16 protein-coding genes are annotated in these 15,705 nt (G+C 67.0%); 8 read left to right on the forward strand and 8 right to left on the reverse strand.

Translation table 11 applies throughout. The features are described 5' to 3' along the window. Window positions 1-13 precede the first annotated feature (13 nt). Entirely contained in the window at window positions 14-418 is a 405-nt protein-coding gene (locus V8686_RS08650) for a universal stress protein (protein ID WP_379703582.1), read from the forward strand. An 82-nt stretch (window positions 419-500) separates the two neighbouring features. On the opposite strand, the gene V8686_RS08655 is transcribed toward V8686_RS08650, so the two are convergent. From V8686_RS08655 to V8686_RS08670, 4 genes are all read right to left on the reverse strand, one after another. After that, entirely contained in the window at window positions 501-1,433 is a 933-nt protein-coding gene (locus V8686_RS08655; RefSeq protein WP_379703583.1) for an alpha/beta hydrolase, read from the reverse strand. Window position 1,434: 1 nt separating this feature from the next. Then, the gene (locus tag V8686_RS08660) at window positions 1,435-1,776 is read right to left on the reverse strand and encodes a hypothetical protein (protein ID WP_379703584.1); all 342 of its coding nucleotides are present in this window, start codon (window positions 1,774-1,776) and stop codon (window positions 1,435-1,437) included. Window positions 1,777-1,876: 100 nt separating this feature from the next. Next, the gene (locus V8686_RS08665) at window positions 1,877-2,080 is read right to left on the reverse strand and encodes a hypothetical protein (RefSeq protein WP_379703585.1); all 204 of its coding nucleotides are present in this window, start codon (window positions 2,078-2,080) and stop codon (window positions 1,877-1,879) included. Between the two features lie 185 nt (window positions 2,081-2,265). Continuing rightward, window positions 2,266-3,486 carry a Tm-1-like ATP-binding domain-containing protein gene (locus tag V8686_RS08670; protein WP_379703586.1) on the reverse strand — a complete coding sequence of 407 codons (1,221 nt, stop codon included), beginning with the start codon at window positions 3,484-3,486 and terminating at the stop codon, window positions 2,266-2,268. 142 nt (window positions 3,487-3,628) lie between these two features. On the opposite strand from V8686_RS08670, the gene V8686_RS08675 reads away from it, so the two are divergent. From V8686_RS08675 to V8686_RS08685, 3 genes are all read left to right on the forward strand, one after another. Further along, window positions 3,629-5,323 (forward strand): PAS domain-containing protein, encoded by a 1,695-nt coding sequence (locus V8686_RS08675; protein WP_379703587.1) that lies wholly within the window; start codon window positions 3,629-3,631, stop codon window positions 5,321-5,323. A gap of 162 nt (window positions 5,324-5,485) precedes the next feature. Beyond that, the gene (locus tag V8686_RS08680; protein ID WP_379706511.1) at window positions 5,486-7,357 is read left to right on the forward strand and encodes an SLC13 family permease; all 1,872 of its coding nucleotides are present in this window, start codon (window positions 5,486-5,488) and stop codon (window positions 7,355-7,357) included. Window positions 7,358-7,396: 39 nt separating this feature from the next. Beyond that, the gene (locus tag V8686_RS08685; RefSeq protein WP_379703588.1) at window positions 7,397-7,897 is read left to right on the forward strand and encodes a macro domain-containing protein; all 501 of its coding nucleotides are present in this window, start codon (window positions 7,397-7,399) and stop codon (window positions 7,895-7,897) included. Here V8686_RS08685 and V8686_RS08690 read toward each other — a convergent pair. After that, window positions 7,892-8,629, reverse strand: a complete 738-nt coding sequence (locus V8686_RS08690; RefSeq protein WP_379703590.1) for an N-acyl homoserine lactonase family protein — start codon at window positions 8,627-8,629, stop codon at window positions 7,892-7,894. The genes V8686_RS08685 and V8686_RS08690 overlap by 6 nt on opposite strands. Window positions 8,630-8,763: 134 nt before the next feature. On the opposite strand from V8686_RS08690, the gene V8686_RS08695 reads away from it, so the two are divergent. Beyond that, entirely contained in the window at window positions 8,764-9,048 is a 285-nt protein-coding gene (locus V8686_RS08695; RefSeq protein WP_379703591.1) for a ubiquitin-like small modifier protein 1, read from the forward strand. A 406-nt stretch (window positions 9,049-9,454) separates the two neighbouring features. Here V8686_RS08695 and V8686_RS08700 read toward each other — a convergent pair whose 3' ends face one another. Both V8686_RS08700 and V8686_RS08705 read right to left on the reverse strand, forming a co-directional pair. Further along, window positions 9,455-9,700 carry a hypothetical protein gene (locus tag V8686_RS08700; RefSeq protein ID WP_379703592.1) on the reverse strand — a complete coding sequence of 82 codons (246 nt, stop codon included), beginning with the start codon at window positions 9,698-9,700 and terminating at the stop codon, window positions 9,455-9,457. A gap of 250 nt (window positions 9,701-9,950) precedes the next feature. Beyond that, the gene (locus V8686_RS08705; RefSeq protein ID WP_379703594.1) at window positions 9,951-10,169 is read right to left on the reverse strand and encodes a DUF1328 domain-containing protein; all 219 of its coding nucleotides are present in this window, start codon (window positions 10,167-10,169) and stop codon (window positions 9,951-9,953) included. A 137-nt stretch (window positions 10,170-10,306) separates the two neighbouring features. On the opposite strand from V8686_RS08705, the gene V8686_RS08710 reads away from it, so the two are divergent. Both V8686_RS08710 and V8686_RS08715 read left to right on the forward strand, forming a co-directional pair. Next, a complete protein-coding gene (locus V8686_RS08710; RefSeq protein ID WP_379703595.1) occupies window positions 10,307-10,903 on the forward strand; it encodes a hypothetical protein in 597 nt (198 codons plus the stop codon). 164 nt (window positions 10,904-11,067) lie between these two features. Next, window positions 11,068-12,048: a calcium/sodium antiporter gene (locus V8686_RS08715; RefSeq protein ID WP_379706514.1), complete on the forward strand. Its 981-nt coding sequence runs from the start codon at window positions 11,068-11,070 to the stop codon at window positions 12,046-12,048. Between the two features lie 176 nt (window positions 12,049-12,224). Here the strand turns inward: V8686_RS08715 and V8686_RS08720 are convergent, their stop codons facing one another. After that, on the reverse strand, window positions 12,225-13,124 hold the full coding sequence (locus V8686_RS08720) for a CPBP family intramembrane glutamic endopeptidase (protein WP_379703596.1): 900 nt from the start codon (window positions 13,122-13,124) through the stop codon (window positions 12,225-12,227). Window positions 13,125-13,308: 184 nt separating this feature from the next. On the opposite strand from V8686_RS08720, the gene V8686_RS08725 reads away from it, so the two are divergent. Continuing rightward, window positions 13,309-15,486, forward strand: a complete 2,178-nt coding sequence (locus tag V8686_RS08725; RefSeq protein ID WP_379703597.1) for a heavy metal translocating P-type ATPase — start codon at window positions 13,309-13,311, stop codon at window positions 15,484-15,486. Window positions 15,487-15,705 lie beyond the last annotated feature (219 nt).

Genomic DNA, 15,705 nt, shown 5'->3' on the forward strand with positions numbered 1-15,705 from the left:
CGGTGTGTCGACTATGTACACCTACGTCGTCGGGACCGACACGGTCGATACGAGCGCCGCACTCTGTGATTACCTCGACGGGAGAATCGACGCGGGGGATACGGTCCACGCCGTCAACTCCCTGAGGGGTGGGAGGCGGACGGACGCGGAGGCGGTTCGCGACGGCGAGGACGCGCTCAACGTGGTGCAGTCGCGACTCGGCGCCCGCGCGACGGTCGAGACCCACCAGTTCGTCCGCGCCAACGACCCCGACGAGGACCTCCTCGCCCACGCCGAGGTGGTCGACGCCGACGAACTCGTCCTCGGCGTGCGAAAGCGTAACCCGACTGGAAAGCTCGTCTTCGGTAGCACCACGCAGGCGGTCCTGCTCGGGTCGCCACGCCCCGTCGCCGTCGTACCCCTCGACGGGAGCGAGTGACTACTCCGCCTCGTGGGCCTGCTCCCTGATGGCGTTCCGAGCCTCGACGACGACGACGACGGGAACCGTATCCGGAAGCGAGTTACCGGCCGCCGACCGCGTCGTCGAGGAAGGCAAGCTGGTGGGCAGCGGCCGTCTCGAAGGCGTCGCCGAGGGGAGCGACGTGGTCGACCGGCAGTCGGAGGTACGTCGCGCCGTCGATGCGGTCGGCGGCCGTCGCCACCGTCTCGACCGGGACGAGGGAGTCGTTCCCCGCCGCGAGCAGGAGGGTCGGGCAGGTCACGTCCTCGGCGTCCGTGAGCGGTCGGTAGCGGAGGAGGGAGAGTAGCCCCCGCGCGGGCGTCTCGTTGTGCCAGGCGCTCTCCGGCGGGACGAGGTCGAGATACGCCTCGCCGGCCGAGTCACGCGGGAGGACGCCGAACTCGTCGCGCCCGCCCACGACGGGGACCGACCGCGTTCGACCGAGCGGCGCGGCGAGGCGGTCACGGACGCCCGCGGCGATAGCCCGGGCCAGATAGCGCGGGGATCGAGCGCGGGCGAAGGCCCGTCCGTCGAGCAGCGGCGACACGGCCACCGCCGCGTCGACGCGGCGGCGCAGGTCCGCGGCCACGCGAACGACGTGCCCGCCGCCCAAACCGAACCCCCAGAGGACGATCCGGCGGCGGTCGCCGCCGAGGCGCCGGACCCGGTCGACCGCGGCGTGCCAGTCGGTTACCTGTGCAGCCGGGTCGACGAGATTTCGGGGAGTGTCCTCGTCCCGACTGCGCCCGAACCCCCCGTGATCGAAGACGAAGGCGGCGTAGCCGGCGCGGGCGAACCGTTCGGCGTAGCGCGGGTAGCCGAAGGTGGCCTCGGCGGCGAACGTCGGCCCGAGGACGACCACCGGCGGCGTCGACGGCCGGTCCGGTCGGTAGAGCCGGCCGCGACGGGTCCGCCCCTCGCTCTCGAAGGTCAGGGTTGTCGTCGCGAACTCGAACCGGTCGCCACCCGGTCGGACGGCCGTCGCCGCGGCCATCTCACTCGCCGTCCTCGTCGAGCGTCTCGAGGACGCGCGTCGAAAACTCGGTCTCCGAGAGCCGGTACTGGAGGAGCCCCTCGAACCACTCGGCTTTCGCGTACCACGTGTTCATCACTTCGTCCTCGAATCGGAGTACCGTCGCGTCGACGCGCGCGGGGTCCCACTCGTCGTCCCGCGCCAGGTCGAGGAAGCCGTTCAACACACGCCCCATCTCCATGTGGTTGACCTCCTCCCCCGGGTAGGCGGTCACGTGCGACAGTTCGATCGGATCGACGGCCTCGACGTCGTGGACGTCGATCCCGAAGTTCCGCAGTTCCTCCTCCAGTTCGGATTCGTCCATCGTACCCGGTCTTGTACCTCGGCGGTCAAAACCCTTGCCGGATCGGGGACGGACGCGCCGCTCGCGGGGTAAAAAAACGGGCAGAAACGGGAGGGGTCGATCAGTTCGTGCCGGGCTTCGGGCCGAGACCGCCGCCGTCGATCATCGGAATCTTCGTCGTCGGCTCGGGCCCGCTGGTCGGTTCGGGCTGGTCCCGTCGGCCGTCGGTCGTCGGACCGGTTCCGGACCGCGGCTGGAGCGGGATGATCGGCTCGATGGTGATCGTCGAACGGTTCTTCTGGGTCGTGCGTCGGGACGTGCTCATTGGGTGTGTCGTATGCTGGGTCGGTTTCCGGGCGTCACTGCCTCGTCGGGCCGAGGTCAGCATACGAGTACGACGCGTTGCATCGTGAATCCACCATCGCACCCATCCATAATAAACCTTCATGATTGTTACTGCGGGACGGCAGTGTCACACGGTTCCAATTCACACGGCTGGGACGGGTCGTGTCACTCCGGCGCCGCGCCCGTCGCCCGCAGGGACGCGTCGAGTGTCTCGGCGATCCGTCGCGCGAACGCCGGGTCGTTGATGTGGGTTTCCACCTCGAGACGGTCGACGTCGTCGCCGACGCCGTCTCGGATCGCTTCGAACAACGCCGTGTCTGCCGTCGGGTCGTGGAAGGGTTCGCCCGCGACGGCCAGTTTCGAGGTGCCGTCGAGTGGTAACGCCACGGTCGTCGGTCCCGTCGCGCCGTCGAGTTTCGTCGCGATCTCCGCGCCGACCGCCGCGGCCTCCTTCGCGGTCGTCCGTATCAGCGTCACTTGGGGGGTGTGCGCGACCTGTCGGCGGCCGTCGAAGGCCGCCGGGACCGACGCCTCGGGACCGAAGTTGATCACGTCCGTCGCGCCGGGGACGACGACCTGCGGGATTCCACACTCCCCGGCCGCCCGGAGTCGGTCGGGACCGGCCGAGAGGACGCCGCCGACCAGTTCGTCGGTCAGTTCGGTGGTCGTTACGTCGAGGACGCCGTCGATCAGGCCCTCCCGGATCAGCGTCTCCATCGCGCGGCCGCCCGTTCCGGTGGCGTGAAAGACGACCGTCTCGTACCCCCGGGTCTCGAAGACCTCCCGGGCCGCTCGCACGCAGGGCGTGGTGACGCCGAACATCGTGATGGCCACGGTCGGTCGATCCGTCTCGACGGCTCGCCCGCCGTCGACCATCCCGACCACCGCGCGCGCCCCGTTCGCGATGACGGTCCGCGAAACCGTGTTGAGGCCCGCGACGTCGGCCACGGCGTGCAACATCGCGATGTCACTGACACCGACGTAGGGGTTCACGTCGCCCGAGGCCATCGTCGAGACGATCAGTTTCGGGACGCCGATCGGTAGGGCTCGCATCGCCGTCGCCGCCATCGACGTGTTGCTCGATCCGCCGAGACCGAACACCCCGTCGAGGCGGCCCGCGGCGTGGAGGCGGGTGACGACCCGTGCGGCGCCCTCGCCCATCGCCGCCATCGCCCCGTTCCGGTCGCCCCCCTGGCGGAGTGCGCCGAGCGAGGTGCCCGCCGCCTCCGCCACCGCCGTGGCGGGCGTGTCCGGATCGAAGGGCGGATCGCCGAGGACGCCCACGTCGACGACGTGTGTCTCGGCTCCGGCGTCCTCGATCACGTCCCGGGCGAACGCGATTTCCTCCCCTTTCGTATCCAGCGTCCCGACGACGACGATGGTCACGCGTTTCGCCCCGGATTGGTTGGCATCTCCGACCGAGGAAACGGTCGCTGACGGTAAAAATCGGGCGGCGGCGAGCCGAAACTCTCAATCACGATTTTCGGGAGCGAAGGCTTATTTGACGACTCACACCACACGGATACGAATGGACACGTCCGACCCCGAGCCATCCGACGGCGTCGACGACCTGGTGAAGCGTCGTGCGCTCGCGGCCGCACCGCTCGGCGTCGTCATCACCGACCCGACCGACGAGGACAACCCCGTCGTCTACGCCAACGACGCCTTCTACCGGCTCACGGGCTACGGTCCGGCTGCGGTGCTCGGCCGCAACTGCCGGTTCCTTCAGGGCCCCGAGACCGACCCCGACCGGGTCGCGGAGCTGCGTGCGGCCGTCGACGCGAGGGAGGCCGTCTCGACCGTGATCCGGAACTACCGCGCCGACGGCACCGCCTTCTGGAACCACGTCGAGGTCACCCCGATTACGGACGCGGACGGCGACGTCACCCACTTCGTCGGATTCCAACACGACGTCACCGACCTGAAAGAGCGGGAGCGGACGCTCGCGGAGCGACAGCGACGGTTCGAGACGCTCCACGACGCGAGCCGGAAGCTGATGGATGCGGCCACGCCGGCCGAGGTGGCACGGATCACTGCCGACGCCGCCAAACACACCCTCGGCTACCCCATCACCACCCTCCGCTTCGCCGACGAGGTCGACGGCCTCCTGCGCACGGCCGTCGCCACGGATGAGTCGGTGGCCGAGGCCGGCGAGCGACCAAACTATCGGATCGACGGCGACACCCCCGCGGCGAGGGTGTACCGCACCGGCGACGCCCTGATCGACGACCGACTCGCCGCCGCCGACGACGAGTACGACCGCGGTGACCTGCGGACGGGGATGTACCTCCCCATCGGTGAGTACGGCGTCATGAGCGTCGGCAACACCGATCCGACGGCGTTCGACGACACCGACCTCGAAATCGCGGGCGTCCTCGCCAAACTCGCCGCGGGCGCGGTGTCGCGCCTCGAATCCGATCGGGCGATCCAGCAGCGAAACGAGCGGCTGGAACGCTTCGCGAACATCGTCGCCCACGACCTCCGCAACCCGCTCGGCATCGCCCGCGGACGACTGGAGTTGGCGCGGGAAACCCGGGACAGCGAGGACCTCGCCGCCGTCGCCAGGGCACAGGAGCGGATGTCGTCGCTGATCGACGACCTTCTCACCCTCGCGCGGGAGGGGGGAACGGTGACCGACGAGGACGCCGACTCGATCGATCTGGAACGGCTCGTCCGCGACTGCTGGCAACTCGTCGAGACCCACGGTGCCGACCTGCGGATCGAGGGGACGTGCACCGTCCGGGCCGACGAGGGGCGGCTCCGACGACTGCTGGAGAACCTGTTTCGAAACTCGGTCGAACACGGTTCGACCGCGCTCCACTCGGGACCCCGCGGGGAGGGCGTGGACCGTGGCTCACCGGCCGACCGGGTGGGATCGGACGTCGATCCGGAGCCGACCGCCGACCCAGTGACGATCACCGTCGGCGTTCTCGACGACTTCGTCCGCGGTGCCCGTGCCGAGTCGGCGGCGTCTGTCCCGCGGAGCGGGTTCTACGTCGCCGACGACGGCGTCGGCATCCCCGCGGAGCGGCGCGACAGGGTGTTCGACGACGGCTACTCCACGCAGCCGTCGGGGACGGGGTTCGGCCTCTCCATCGTACGCGAAATCACCGACGCCCACGACTGGACGGTCGAGGTAACCGAGAGCGCCGACGGCGGCGCACGCTTCGAGTTCCGCGGTATCGAGGGGCTATGCCAGGGATCGAACGCGACCCGGACCTGAGGGTCACGCGGCCGCGGTCGACATCTTGAAACGGGTCGCCTGCCTCGGTCCGGCGCAGACGTGACAACTATCGAACTCCCCCGCTCGCTCGGGTCCGTGCGCGGCGACGTCGGCGCGCTAGTGACGGACGCAGTCCTCGGGACGACGCCGCTCACGGTCGACATGCTCGTCGTGTTCGGCATCGTCGTACTGGCACTCGTCCTCTTCGTGACGGAGGCCTTGCCCATCGACGTGACGGCCATCCTCGTGATGGTCCTGTTGATGCTGCTGGGAACCGAGGGTCTGGTGAACCTCACCCACATCTCTACCGCCGAGGGCATCTCCGGCTTCTCGAACCCCGCCACAATCACCGTGCTGGCGATGCTCATTCTCAGTTCGGGCATCAGTCGGACGGGACTGGTGCAGATCCTCGGCCGGAAGATGGCGGCCTTCGCGGGGGAGGATCGGGATCGGCAACTGCTCGCGACCATCGGCGTCGCCGGGCCGGTGTCCGGATTCATCAACAACACGCCGGTCGTCGCCATCCTCGTCCCCATCATCACTGACCTCGCTCACGCGGGGAAGACCTCCCCTTCGAAACTCCTCCTCCCCCTCTCTTATGCCTCGATGTTCGGCGGGATGCTCACCCTCATCGGCACCTCGACGAACATCCTCGCGAGTGATATCTCGGGCCGGCTGCTCGGCCACCCCTTCGGGATGTTCGAGTTCACCAAACTCGGCGTGATCGTTCTCGTCGTCGGTAGCCTCTACTTGCTGACGGTCGGTCACCGTCTCATCCCAGAACGCGTCCCCGTCGACGAGGACTACATCCAAGAGTACGCTATCGAGGAGTATCTGACCGAAGTCGTCGTCGACCCCGAGTCACCGCTGGTCGGGCAGACGGTGGAGACGGCCATCGACGGGGTGGCGTTCGACGCCGACATCCTGCAGGTCGTCCGCGACGGCGAGGAGTTCATCGAACCGCTCGGCCACAAGACGATCCGTGCGGGCGACGTGCTCCGACTCCGTGCCGGCCGCGAGACGCTCCAGCAGCTGGTAGAGCGGGACACGCTCACGCTCACCGGTCACCCGCCGCGGACGGAGGCGGAACTGGAACCCGACACCGAGGCGGCCCAGACGCTGGTCGAAGTCGTCATCCCGCGTGGCTCCTTCCTCGCCGGCAAGTCACTGGCGAGTTCGACGTTCCGCCAGCGCTACGACGCCAACGTCCTCGCCTTCCGCAGTCGAGGGGAGACGGTCCGCGACCACATGGACCGTCGGCGCATCCGGGTCGGCGACACCCTCCTGATCCAGGCCGCTCCGGACAGCATCGACCGCCTCTCCGACAACGAGGACTTCATCGTCGCCCACGAACCCGAACAACCCCACTACCGGACCGAAAAGATTCCCCACGCCACCGCCATCATGGCCGGCGTCGTCGGGTTGGCCGCCGTCCCGTGGGGCGCTATCGGGAGTGCCCTCGCCGGTCTCACCGGCGTCGGCGCCTTCTCCGCGCTCGCAGCCCTCTCGATGCCCATTCTCGTGACCGCGCTCGCCGGCGTCGTCGCCATGGTCGTCGCGGGCGTCCTCGAGCCGACCGAACTGTACGACGCCGTCGAGTGGGACGTGATCTTCCTGCTCGCCGGCATCATCCCGCTCGGCATCGCGCTGGAACAGACCGGCGGTGCGGATCTACTCGGTGCCCTCGTCGCCGCGACCGGCACCTACCTCCCACCTCTCGGCGTTCTCTGGGTGTTCTACATGGCGACGGGACTGCTCACCGGCGTCATCTCCAACAACGCGAGCGTCGTGTTGATGCTTCCCGTCGCCGTCGAGGCGGCCAACGGCGTCGGCGCCAGTCCCTTCGCGTTCGTCCTCGCGGTGACCTTCGCCGCGTCGACGGCCTTCCTCACCCCCGTCGGCTACCAGACGAACCTCTTCGTCTACGGTCCCGGCGGCTACAAGTTCTCCGACTACATCCGCGTCGGGGCTCCGCTGCAGGTACTCCTGTCGGTCGTCACCGTCGTCGGCATCGCCTTCTTCTGGGGGCTCTGACGACCCGACTTGTTGCGGGCCGCTCGCGTAGGGCCGTGTATGGAGTTCTCCGTCGCTCAGGGCGACATCGCCGCACAGTCCGCCGACGCGCTGGTGAACGCCGCCGGCACCAGCCTCCGGATGGGGAGCGGCGTCGCGGGGGCGCTCCGCCGCGGAGCCAACGGCCCGATCGACGAGGAAGCCGTCTCGAACGGCCCCGTCGACCTCGGCGGCGTCGCCGTCACCGACGCCTACGACCTCGACGCCGAGTACGTGATCCACGCCGCCGCGATGCCACACGACGGCGACGGGCGAGCGACCGAGGCGAGCATCCGCGAAGCGACCCGGAACGCCCTCGAACGGGCCGACGACCTCGGCTGTGTCTCGCTGGTCGTCCCCGTCCTCGGCACCGGCGCCGCTGGCTTCGATTTCGAGACGGGTGCCGAACTCGTCTGTGAGACGATCCGCGACCACGAGCCGACGACGCTCGACGACGTGCGGGTGATCGCCTACGCCGAGGGTGAGTACGAGACGCTCCGACGGGTCGCCGCCGAGTTATAAGCCCGCCGGGGTGGCGTCGAGAATCCCCCACTCGTGGCCCGGCAGGAGTTCGTCCGCCCGGTCGAGCACGTCGCCCGCGCTCTCCCACCACTCGAAGTCGTTCATCGCCAGCCCTCGGATCGGGGGGCCGTCCTCCGGGACGTTCTCGAAGGTCGGCACCGCGTCCGCGGCCACCACCGTCGTCCCCGCGTCCGTCTCCACGGCTACGGACTGGTGGCCGACCGTATGCCCCGGTGTCGGGAACGCCGTCACGCCCGGGCAGAGTTCCGTCTCGCCGTCGAGTGGCGTCACGTCCACCGTCAGCCACGGTGGCTCCCGGCCTAGCGACTTGGCCTCGTAGCGGTCCGCGTGCATCGGATAGGGTGCGATGGCGTACTCCAGTTCGCGCCGCTGGACGTACACGTCGGGGTCCTCGCCGAACAGGTCGAGGTTGTAACAGTGGTCCCAGTCGAGGTGGCTGAGCACGACGGCGTCGACGTCGGCGGGGGTGTACCCCTCGTCGTCGAGGATGGATTCCAACTGTTGGCCGTCCTCACGGTGGCACTCGTAGCTCGGATGCAACGCCGCCATCAGGTCGACGGGGCCAAAGCCCGTGTCGACGAGGATGGTCTCGTCGGCTTCGATCAGGTAGACCGTGGAGGGCGCCTCGACGACGCCGTCCGCCGTCCCGACGAGGATATCCTCGTCGACGAGGAACGAGCCACAGCAGCGGGGCGTGACCGTCGGTGTCATACTCCCCCGTCGTGTGGACGCGGCATAAACGTACAGACCCGACAGTCTCGACGGGGCCTCACCGGCGCCGGAAGCGTCGCCCGGCGCGCTCCGGGGACGGCAGGTACAAGACGGTTCGGCCGCCTCGTCCGTCTATGGAGGTCCACTTCGACTTCTTCGGCCCGATGCGGGACGTCGTCGGGCGGAAGCGGGTTACGCGGACGTTCGACGGGGAGCCGACCCTCGAAACGGCGCTCGAATCCCTCTGTACAGCGTTCGACGGACTGGAGGAGCACCTCCGGGCGACCGAGGACGACGGGTGGGCCGGACGGGTAACGATGACGGTCGACGGGACGAACGTCCGACAGTTGGACGGCTACGACACGGCGCTGTCCGACGGCGACGTCGTCCGCCTCGCCCCGCCGGTCGTCGGCGGCTGAACGGAGTATTGTAACTGTGTACCGGTGGCCGGCCTGTCTCGGCGACCCACCGGTACTGACGTACGACAAACCGTATGAGTCGATCCGGCGTCGGGGTCCCTCCGTGGCGGATACGGCACGCGCCGGTCGCTGGCGGGCGTTCGTCGTTGCCGTGGTGGTCGACGGTAGTCGGGTCGTCAGAACCACCCACGGTACGACCCTGATTCCGTCATCGAGGACACCGACGGACGTCTCCGCGATGATCTCGTGCAGTCCTTCTCTCGCCAGTGGAGACACTTTCAGACTGACCGCCGAGAGCACCCCGTATCCCTCTGGGGAGTCGACACCCCGAGAGACGAAGCCGCCGTCGGTGACGATCGTCGTGTCACTACCCGGAGTCGTCCGCCAGGTGGGAAAATCACGGCTTTCAGACGGTCTCGTCGAGATCGTACACGTAGTCCTTGTCGATGGTGATCCAGTGTGTCGTAATTTCGTTCTGCGGATCGAAGATCGTTATCTCGCTTGGTGCGTCTTGGTCGTTGAACGCCCAAGCGAGGGTGATCGCCGGGCGGTTTTCGGGACGGGATTCGTGGTCGTGTGTTTGCGTGGCTGCCAGAAATGTCGGACATCTATCACGAACGAACGCCGAATGTCGATCTCGATCCCGTGTCATGTGTGAATTACTCGCGTCGAGCGAGTACGCAGAGAGCCGAGCGGACTCTCTATCAAATCGTGGACTTTTCACGGTGCCAAGTGTTTTGATTAACTCGGTAACTCGTCTCCGGGTCTCACAACACGAACCGGTGTCGGCGCCGTCGGACACTGATCCGCGACGTCGAGGCGGCAACACTACGGAGGGTGCCCTGACGAACGTGCGATCTCCGAAGAACTAAGCGGTATTACCGAACGCGGCGGGCTCGATCCTACAGAACGAACGAGACGATAGCGAGGACGACGAAGATGATGACGAGCCACTTTGCGATTTCCATACTGAGTCCAGCGACTCCCCGGGCACCGAGCACCGCCGCGACGAGCGCGAGTATCAAAAAGAGGACCGCGAGCTCGATGAAGCCGCCCCCGAACTGCAACGGTACCGCCTGGGCTGAGACAGCACTATCCAGAACGCCGCGTGGAGATGTCATAGCGGATACACGTCCCACGAGTATTTTAACCTGCAGCGTTTTCACTTCTATTCCGTTTTTGATTAATCGAGTGATTCCACCCGAGTAACGGTGGTTCACCCGGTTAATCAGGACGGAGCCTCGTTCGGAAATTCGGGGTGACTATCCGCTCGCCAGTCGTATTCGGTATGAAGCGAATGAGTGATCCTCTCGATAGTTCTACGACGCCGGAACCGAGCTCCGATGGTTCAGATATCGACGCAATACTCGAACGGATCGAGGGGTGCGTCGAGGACATCAGCCTCGGCTTCGAGCGATGGGACGATCCCTACGCCCGTGGACCGGGGCTCTATTTCGTCGTCGAACGTGACTCGCTGAGCGAATTTGCGGCTCCGATGGGAACGAACCGCTGGCCCGTTGAGGAGTGCGCGACTGTCTTTGCTGAGGCCGACGTGTTTCTCGAAACCGCCCAGACCGTTGCGTTGTCCCGCGATGGTGCAGTCGTCGTCCACAACGACGGTACGATCGAGGAGGAAATGGTCCGCGTCAAGCAACTCTCTCCCGCCGAATGCCGACGAAACAGCGATCTTCCCTATGCGGGGTGGATGGGTGCCCGCCACATGAGTGCGCTGGAAACCTCGACCCGCAAGGAGGTGATCGCCGCGATCACACTCAGCGAAGAGGACGGACGGGAAACGGTTTTCACTGACGGTACGTTCGAGGATTCCCTAGCGACATCTTCGGTGATTGATTGACCAACGGGGTGTTCGGCCGTGCGTGTGCTTATCGGCCTCGGTGCGATGGACGGAACGGTGGGCCGACTCACCCTTCCGGGGGAACGGGCCGTTTTTGCGCCGACGTCACGGCCCGGTCGACGACTGGTTTTATTGGGTCACCTGTGGATCTCTCACGATACGCGATGGTGGGCGGCGGAACCGCTGTCCAAGTCGGTCTTCTCGTTGCGACAGTCGCGGGGCTCTGGATCGGAGCCCGTCTTCTGGTCGATTCCGCGGTCCGGCTGGCCCGTCGGTTCGGGCTGTCGGAGCTCACTATCGGTCTCACCATCGTCGCCGCCGGCACCTCCACTCCGGAGCTGGTGGTCACCGCTGACGCGGCACTGGCCGGTCTGGGGGAGATCGCAGTCGGCAACGTCGTCGGGTCGAACATCTACAATCTCGCGTTCGTACTCGGTGTCGTCTCGCTGATTCGGGTTATCCCGATCGAGCGGTCGCTGGTCCACCGCGACGGTGTGGTTCTGATCGCAAGTACACTCGTCGGTGCCGCAGTCATGTTCGACCGCACGGTGTTCCGGGTCGAGGGTGCCGTGCTCGTCGTCTCGTTCGTCGCCTACACGGCGTACCTACTCCGGACCGGTGCCGACCCCTCGGACACGGATCTCGATTCCGAGAAAGCGGGCATATCGACGGCGCTGACCGAACGTGTGACGTTCCGTGGACGCGATGTGATCCTGCTGGTGCTGGGGCTCGCCGTGGTCCTGGTGAGCGGCGACCTGATGGTGGGGGCGGCCTCCACGCTAGCACGGGCAGCGGGCATCCCCGACTCGGTCATCGGCGGCACCATCGTCGCTGCGGGCACCTCGACGCCGGAGTTTGCCGTCTCGCTGGTGGCGGTGCGGCAAGGACGACTCGGCGTGTCCGTCGGGAACGTCGTCGGGAGCAACGTCTTCAACGTGCTCGGTGTGTTGGGCGTGGCGGCAGTCGTCCAGCCGCTGTCGTTCGGGTCCGTCGCGCTTGAGTCCGTCGCCTGGCTCATCGTCGTCACCGTGGTCATCGTCGCGGCACTGTGGACGGGCCGACGGCTCTCGCGGCCGGAGGGGGCGCTGTTCGCTGCCTCGGAGGTCGGACGGTGGGCTCTGGGACTGCTGGGGCTGGTCGGATGAGAGGTGCCCGGTTGCGATGAGCGGTCCCTTCGGGAACCCCCGCCCCTGCAGAGTGCGTCCGTTGAATTGGGAAGCCCTGCTCCGACAAGGCCCGTTGTAAATCAGTGCCGGATTTCGCCGGCCGTCTCGGCGAAGGGGCGGTACACAGCGACGGCGGACGGTCTGATCCGTCCTCGCTATCCGTCGCTTCGGACGTCAGTGTCGGGCGGGAGGCCGGCGTCTTGCGGGGTCGGTGGGTCGTGATTAGCGAGTCGATCCGCACCGTAGCCGACGACCAAGAGAAGTGCGATCACCACGAGTGGAACGGCGCCCGTGACTTCGGCGAGCAGGTTCAGCCAGGGGTCTGGCACCCCGTTCGGGACGAGCGCCTCCGGGTCGGCGGGGTGGAAGATCCCCATCGCGTTTATGCCGGCGTGGAACACCGCGACGGCGAGGACGCTTCCGCCGGTGCTGTTGTACATCCACGTCCAGAGAATCGAGCCCGCGAGGATGGAGACCATCCAGAGGAGTTGCTGGGAGAGCGGCCAGCCACCGTGGGTGGTCGTGGCGTTCAGGAACAGCGGGAGGTGCCAAGCGGCCCACGTGACGCCCACGATGGCACTCGACACCAGCGCGCTGTAGGAGTCCTGCAGGATGGGAAGCATGAAGCCGCGCCACCCGAGATCTTCCTGCCCGCCGCCCCACACGGTCCCCCACGCCATCGCGAACAGGTAGATGAACGGTGATTCGAACGCCGTGAGGTCGATCGGGCCACCGGCGGCGACGAACAGCAGGACCCCGAGCGAGAGGATAACGAATGGAAGCCCGAGCGCAAGCACCCACCATTTCACGCCGATTCGCCACTTGAACATCTGGCCGACCCAGGTTCGGAGGCTGCCACCGGAGGCCCAGATGACGACCGCCGCGCCGATCGGCGGGCCGAACCCGCCGAAGCCGATCAGAATCGAGTGCGTCCAGGAGGCTTCCATCCCCGAATACGCGAGCGCACCCTGGATCGTCCAGGTGAACGCGTACGCGATTGCGACGAAGCTCGGGAGCCGATGCTGATCGATCCACGCGCGGATACTACGACTCATTGCCAATTCATGTGATGGAGCCTACACTTAAGAACACTCGAGTATGCCGACGTCCACGGCATTGACCAGGTCGTCATTCAGTGTGTCTTTGAGGCGTGAGGCACTCGAACTCGCATAGCGCCGGACGAGTACTCCCCAGCGAACCTAAAACGTCAAATCCCGGCACCTCATTGGTATAGAAAACGTGGCCGTTACGGAGTCCCCATCGCTATCGACGTGTACCGTCCGCATCGAACGACGAGGGGGTCGTGGCGAAGCGGGGGCGCGGGCACTCGAACGACACCTCCAGAATATCCCCGGCGTCCACGACGTCGATGTCTCCTTCCGAACGGGGAGCGCTCGGATCACCTACGACGAGGGGGCCACATCCGAAGAAACGATTCGAGACGCAGTCCGCAACCGGAACGTCTCGATCCAGGATGACGACGAGACGGCAACGGACGACGTAAGTTCCCGCTCGGAACTCGGACGGGAGGCGGTGTTCGTCGGGTTGACGCTACTCGGGATGGTGACCGGCATCGTGACGGGGTGGCTCAACGGGCCACAACTTCTCGTGTGGGCCGGCTACGCCGTCGCGTACGTCTTCGGCGGCTGGTACGGGCTCACGGGCGCTGTCGAGACGCTCCGCCACGGCGCCGTCGACATCGACCTGTTGATGATCGTCGCCGCACTCGGTGCCCTCTCGATCGGCGCACCGTTCGAGGGCGCGATGCTCCTCTTCCTGTTCTCGCTGTCGAATACGCTCCAACACTACGCCATCGGCCGGTCGCGCCGGGCGATCAAGTCGCTCGTCGAGATGCGACCCGACGAAGCGCAGGTCCTCCGCGACGGCGAGGAAGTCACCGTCCCCATCGACGACGTCGCCGTCGGCGACGTCTTCGTCGTTCGGCCCGGCGATAAAATCCCACTGGACGGCGTCGTCACGTCGGGCGAGGGGACGGTCGATCAGGCGTCGCTCACCGGCGAATCCGTCCCGGTGCCGAAGGAACCCGGCGACGAGGTGTTCGGCGGGACGATCAACGAGAGCGGGAGCCTCGAAATCGAGGTCACGCGGCAGGCCCACGAGTCGGCGATCAGCCGCCTCATCCACATGGTCGAACGCGCCCAGAGCGAGAAAGCGCCGACCCAGCGGCTCATCGACCGCCTCGAGCAACCGTACGTCCTCGGCGTGTTCGCACTCACGATTGCGGCGATCGCGATTCCGCTCGCGCTCGGGAGCGCGTTCACCAGTACGTTCTACCGGGCGATGACGCTCATGGTTGCGGCCTCGCCGTGTGCCGTCATCATCTCGACGCCTGCAGCGGTCCTGTCGGCGATCGCCTCCGGCGGCAGACAGGGCGTCCTGTTCAAAGGCGGCGAGCACGTCGAGGCGGCAGCGAACATCGACGCGGTAGCCTTCGACAAGACCGGCACACTCACGCGGGGCGATACGCAGTTGACGGACGTCTTCGTCCGCGAGACGGCAGACAGATCGCTGACCGACGACGAACTGCTCTCGCTCGCGGCCGCAGTGCAGGCCCGCTCGGAGCACCACCTCGCTCGTGCGACCGTGGCGGCGGCGGATGATCGGTCACTCGACGTTCCCGACGCACAGCGGTTTCAGTCCGTCGCGGGGAAAGGAGTCCGCGCCGACGTCGAAGCCAGCACCGTCCACATCGGGAATCGGAGTTACTTCGGGACCGTCCTCGAAGACGCAGCGATCGAGGGGCTCGAGCCCGGCCTCGACCGGCTCCAGACGCTAGCGGCGGAGGGGAAAACGAGCGTCATCGTCGCCCGAGAGGACGGCGACGGGGTCACCGTGTTGGGATGGCTCGCGTTCACCGACACGGTCCGTCCCGGGGCTGCCGAGATGATCGACGAACTCCGCTCGCTCGGCGTGGCGCACATCGTCATGCTCACCGGCGACAACGAGCGCGTCGCACAGCGGATCGCCGACGAGGTCGGCATCGACGAGGTGCAGGCGGAACTGCTGCCGGCGGAGAAAGTGGCGACGATCGAAGCCCTGGTCGACCAGCACGAGAACGTGGCGATGGTCGGCGACGGCGTGAACGATGCCCCGGCGCTGGCGACCGCGACGCTCGGCATCGCGATGGGCGGCGCTGGGACCGACGTCGCGCTCGACACCGCCGACGTGGTACTGATGGGCGACGATCTCAGCAAGATCCCCTACGTTCTCGGGCTTGGACGCAAGACCCGCCGGACGCTCACCGTCAATCTCGCCATCGCGTTCGGTGCCATCGCGCTCATGGTCGGTACGATCCTGCTACGGGGCATCCCGCTTCCCCTTGCCGTAGTCGGCCACGAAGGATCGACGGTTCTCGTGTCCCTGAACGGCCTCCGATTGCTCGGATACCGTGGCTAGGCGACGCAGGGCGCAGCGACGTTGCTTCGACGGTGAGCGACGAGTCGTCGCTCAGTCCCTCACGGACGAGCGGTCGTCCGATCCCGTCTGTGTCACCGGGTACCCGCCCTAGATGGCGCTCGATCTGTGATGGGTGGGTTGGCACCGAACCGGTCGTCGGTGTTGGTCGTCGACTGCTGCCGCCCCGATCCGATCGTGGCCGTCGTAAGTCCTCGCACA

Source organism: Haloplanus litoreus (assembly GCF_045690335.1).
In the GTDB taxonomy this organism is placed as follows: Archaea; Halobacteriota; Halobacteria; order Halobacteriales; family Haloferacaceae; genus Haloplanus; species Haloplanus litoreus.